The organism is Endozoicomonas atrinae, from assembly GCF_001647025.1.
Classification (GTDB): Bacteria; Pseudomonadota; Gammaproteobacteria; order Pseudomonadales; family Endozoicomonadaceae; genus Endozoicomonas; species Endozoicomonas atrinae.
In genome coordinates, this window is sequence record NZ_LUKQ02000385.1 from 1 (window position 1) to 3,739 (window position 3,739).

The window sequence follows — 3,739 nt, forward strand, 5'->3', positions numbered from 1 at the left end:
GCGGAAAATTTATACAGCGGAGAGATAGACCGAAAGGGGATAGCATTATGGGGCATCTCCTGGGAACAGACCCTGACCCGACCATGAACCACAGAAGGAACTGAACAATGGCCACACAAGATCGCTCCTACATCGGAAAAGGCAAAATTTACCTCAAGCGGTTAAGCGCCAGTACCGGCTTTTTACCGGTGGGCAATTGCAGCGCCCTCGAAGTGAGTTTTGAGGAAGACAAGAAAGAACAGAAAGACTACACCAGCGTGGGCGGTGGCAACGTCAATGTGGTTTCAAGAATAGACAGCGTCACCGGCAGCATGACCGCAATGGATTTAAGCGCCGCCAGTTTAGCGCCTGCCTTGCGGGCTGTGGTGAGTGAAGAGGCCAGCGGTTCAGTGATCGATGAAGTGATCGCCGCCAGCGGTACTGATGGGGAATTGTTGCCCTTTGCCTTTGCCCCTGACCATAGCCAGAGCATCACCGTGAAAGACGATATGGACAGCGCACTGACCGAGGGCACTGACTACAACCTCACCGCTAACGGCATCGTCGTGATCGGTACCGGCGCTATTGATAACGGCGGTGTGAAGGTGAGCTACACCAAAGCACCGCAAGAGATCATGCAGGCACTGGTGGAAGCAGGTGAGGAGTTTGCTTTGTTCTTTGACGGCATGAACGAAGCGCAGTCCGGAAAACCGGTGAGCATTACCATGCACCGCCTGAAGTTTTCACCAGTACAGGGGCTGCCCTTTATCAGTGATGAGTTTGCTGAAGTATCAATGGAATTTGAGGTGTTGAGAGACAGCAGCATTGGCGGTGTTGGCATGTCGCATTTTATGAAAGTGGTGCAGGCGCTTTAGGGCGCCCTCTACTCAAAACACCAATGTTATTTCATGATCAAAAAAATGGTCCGCCACTCTTGGTAAAGCATCGTCTCGGCACTTTACCAGTTGGATTACATCCGTATACGAGTTACCAATAAAGATTTGTTCGTTTCCAGGTTGATGTAGCACTTCATTATTTTGCTCAAGAAATAGACCTGCTACAAAAATAAAATAATTGCCATTAGTTAGACTGCCAACAACCAAAATATCTTCTGGATGAACTCCATCAATACAAGCGATTTCAGGCATAGCAGCAGGTAGGTTAGAAACGCTACTCACTATAATCTGAAGTTCATCATTGGCCTTTAGAGCCTGTAAGTATTCTGTTAAACGGTCACAATCTTTTTTCTGTTTTTCAGCTGATGATATTTTATCGAGATTTTTAAACTCATAACGGATTGATGGTGATAGATGATTTGATGTGCTTCCTTGTGGTTCAGAAACGTTCCTGTTATCAAGAGAGTTGAAAGGTACTTGTGTTAAATTTTGAGGGATTAAATGTCGGAGGTTACTTACTGCGCTTCGCAAAACAGAAGCCTCTTTTTGAAAAGCAATTGCCTGAACTTCGAGGTCGCAGGCTCGCTCATCCAGCTCATTGATTATTTCATTAATTTGAGTAGATGAGGGGCTTTGAAAACTTGGCTGACCAAATTGATTAATCATCTTTTGTCTTTGTCTTTGTCTTTGTCTTTGTCTTTGTCTTTGTCTTTGTCTTTGTCTTTGTCTTTGTCTATTGGCACTTTTTATGGCTGAAAGTTCCATTTACGGAAATTTCCTGCCTGCTTCAGATTAAAAAAAATCCCCATGCTAACCGGGTACCCACAAAGGAACCCACACCATGGCCAGCAATAACAGTGTACTCAATATCGTTATCCGGGCTCGGGATTTAGCCAAGGGAGCCCTGACCAAAGTCACTGCCCGGTTACGCTCTATGGGCAGAGCCAGCCAGCAGACCGAACACCGCTTTGCCAGCTTAGGTCGCAGCATTCGCAACCTGGTACTCACCAGCGTGGGCTTTTACGCCATCAAAAAAGCGATGCAGGGGGTATTGAATACCGGGGATCAGTTTGAACGGTTGGAAGTACAGCTGAACGCCATCATGGGCAGCATGGCCGAAGGCGAGCAGGCAATGGCGTGGATTAAGGAGTTCACCAAAAACACGCCATTGGAACTGCAGGAAGTCGCTGACGCCTTTACCGCTTTGAAAAATTTCGGGCTAGACCCGATGGATGGCACCTTGCAGGCCATTGTCGACCAGACCTCCAAGCTCGGTGGTGGTATGGAGCGTTTGAAAGGGATCAGCCTGGCATTAGGGCAGGCCTGGGCAAAGCAGAAGCTCCAGGGCGAAGAAATCCTGCAGCTGGTCGAGCGAGGGGTGCCCGTTTGGTCGTTATTGGAAAAGGTCACCGGCAAGAATACCCAGGAACTTCAGAAGCTATCCAGCGCCGGCAAGCTGGGCAGAGAAGCCATCAAGGGGATGATTGACGAGATCGGCAAAAGCAGTGCGGGAGCCGCCAAGGCCAATATGGGGCTGCTGAGTGGTCTGATGTCGAATATGGCCGACCGTTGGACAGAGTTCAAAGACAGCATCGCCGATGCCGGATGGCTCGATTACGTTAAGACGCAGCTGACCGCATTCGGTAACAAGCTGGATGAGTTGGGGAAAAACGGCAAGCTGCAGGAGCTGGCGCAAAAAATCAGCGACGGGTTTATCAGCATGGCGGAGTCAGTACGGCTGTCTTTGTCTTCTATTTCCTTTGAACAATTCGTCCAGGGAGCCACCGAAGCCTTTAACAGCGTCAGCACCGTCCTCGGCAAGATGCGCTCCGCTTTTCAATTCACCAGTAACACCATCAAATTTTTCTTTAACAGCTTTCTCGTCGCCGTCAAAGGGTTTGCGTCAGCCTATACCGGCATCTTATACGGGGTCGTGAAAGTTTGGCAGGAAGTCACCGACGCACTGGGGCTGGATGGCATTGCTGAAAAATTGAATGGGACAACGGACTACTTAAAGTCATTGACGAAAGAGTTCGCCTCACAGGCTGTCGACGATGCCAACGACGTTAAGGACTCGCTGACCGGGATATGGGACACCTTTGCAGAAGAAAGCGAAGCCGCTATATCCAAAAGCACCGACACCGTAAAGACCATGACCGACAGCCAGAAGCTGCTCTGGCAAAATTACGCCGATGAATTAATCGCAAAACAAAAAGACATCCAGGAGGAGGTGACCAAAACCGCTGACACCGCCAAAGGGGCTTTTAAAGACGCCGCCGAAGCGATGGCACAGATCAGCAACGCCGACACCCGAACCGAGCTGGCCAGCCTGGGTGTGGCATTGGCCGAAGCCTTTAGTCGGGGAGAACTGTCCCTCGAGGAGTACACCGCCGCCACCGAAGCGAGCCGCCAGAAATTACAGCAGCTGAAAGATCAGGCAGAGATGACCGGTGACGCCTTAAGTCAGGTGGGCAAAACCAGCGCAGAGATGAGCCAGCAGCACAACGCCGCCATGGGCGAAAGCGCCACCATAGCAGGAGCGATGGCCGGTCACTACAACCACCTGAACGAAGAACTGCAGGGGATGAGCAGCAGCGCCCGGGAAGCTTTCGAGAAGATGAACAGTGTCGGGGATATCGACACCAGCGAAAGCCAGGACAGCGTGGCAGCATTAAAAGAGCAGCTACAGGGAACCAATGAGGAACTCAACAAGCTCCAGCATAACTATTCCTTTGATATTACCGGCATCGATGACTGGATGACCGACACCGCCCAGAACGCCGCCTATGTGAAAAAGCAGTTTTTGGAGCAGAAGATCGCCCTGGAGGAGCTGCTGACCGGGTACGACAACGGTGAAGTGTCCG

3 protein-coding genes are annotated in these 3,739 nt (G+C 50.5%); 2 read left to right on the forward strand and 1 reads right to left on the reverse strand.

Annotated elements, in window-relative coordinates; translation table 11 throughout:
- Positions 1-107 precede the first annotated feature (107 nt).
- The gene (locus tag AK963_RS26620) at positions 108-854 is read left to right on the forward strand and encodes a phage tail tube protein (RefSeq protein WP_066018373.1); all 747 of its coding nucleotides are present in this window, start codon (positions 108-110) and stop codon (positions 852-854) included.
- 12 nt (positions 855-866) lie between these two features.
- On the opposite strand, the gene AK963_RS26625 is transcribed toward AK963_RS26620, so the two are convergent.
- A complete protein-coding gene (locus AK963_RS26625; protein WP_139117688.1) occupies positions 867-1,640 on the reverse strand; it encodes a hypothetical protein in 774 nt (257 codons plus the stop codon).
- 76 nt (positions 1,641-1,716) lie between these two features.
- Between AK963_RS26625 and AK963_RS26630 the strand changes: the two genes are divergently transcribed.
- A partial coding sequence (locus AK963_RS26630) for a tape measure protein (RefSeq protein ID WP_066018375.1) occupies positions 1,717-3,739 on the forward strand: 2,023 nt, incomplete at its 3' end.

Bases quoted from the DNA above. Each gene is read 5' to 3' on its own strand.
- AK963_RS26625 (WP_139117688.1), bottom strand. From the start codon at position 1,640: ATGGAACTTTCAGCCATAAAAAGTGCCAATAGACAAAGACAAAGACAA.
- AK963_RS26620 (WP_066018373.1), top strand. From the start codon at position 108: ATGGCCACACAAGATCGCTCCTACATCGGAAAAGGCAAAATTTACCTC.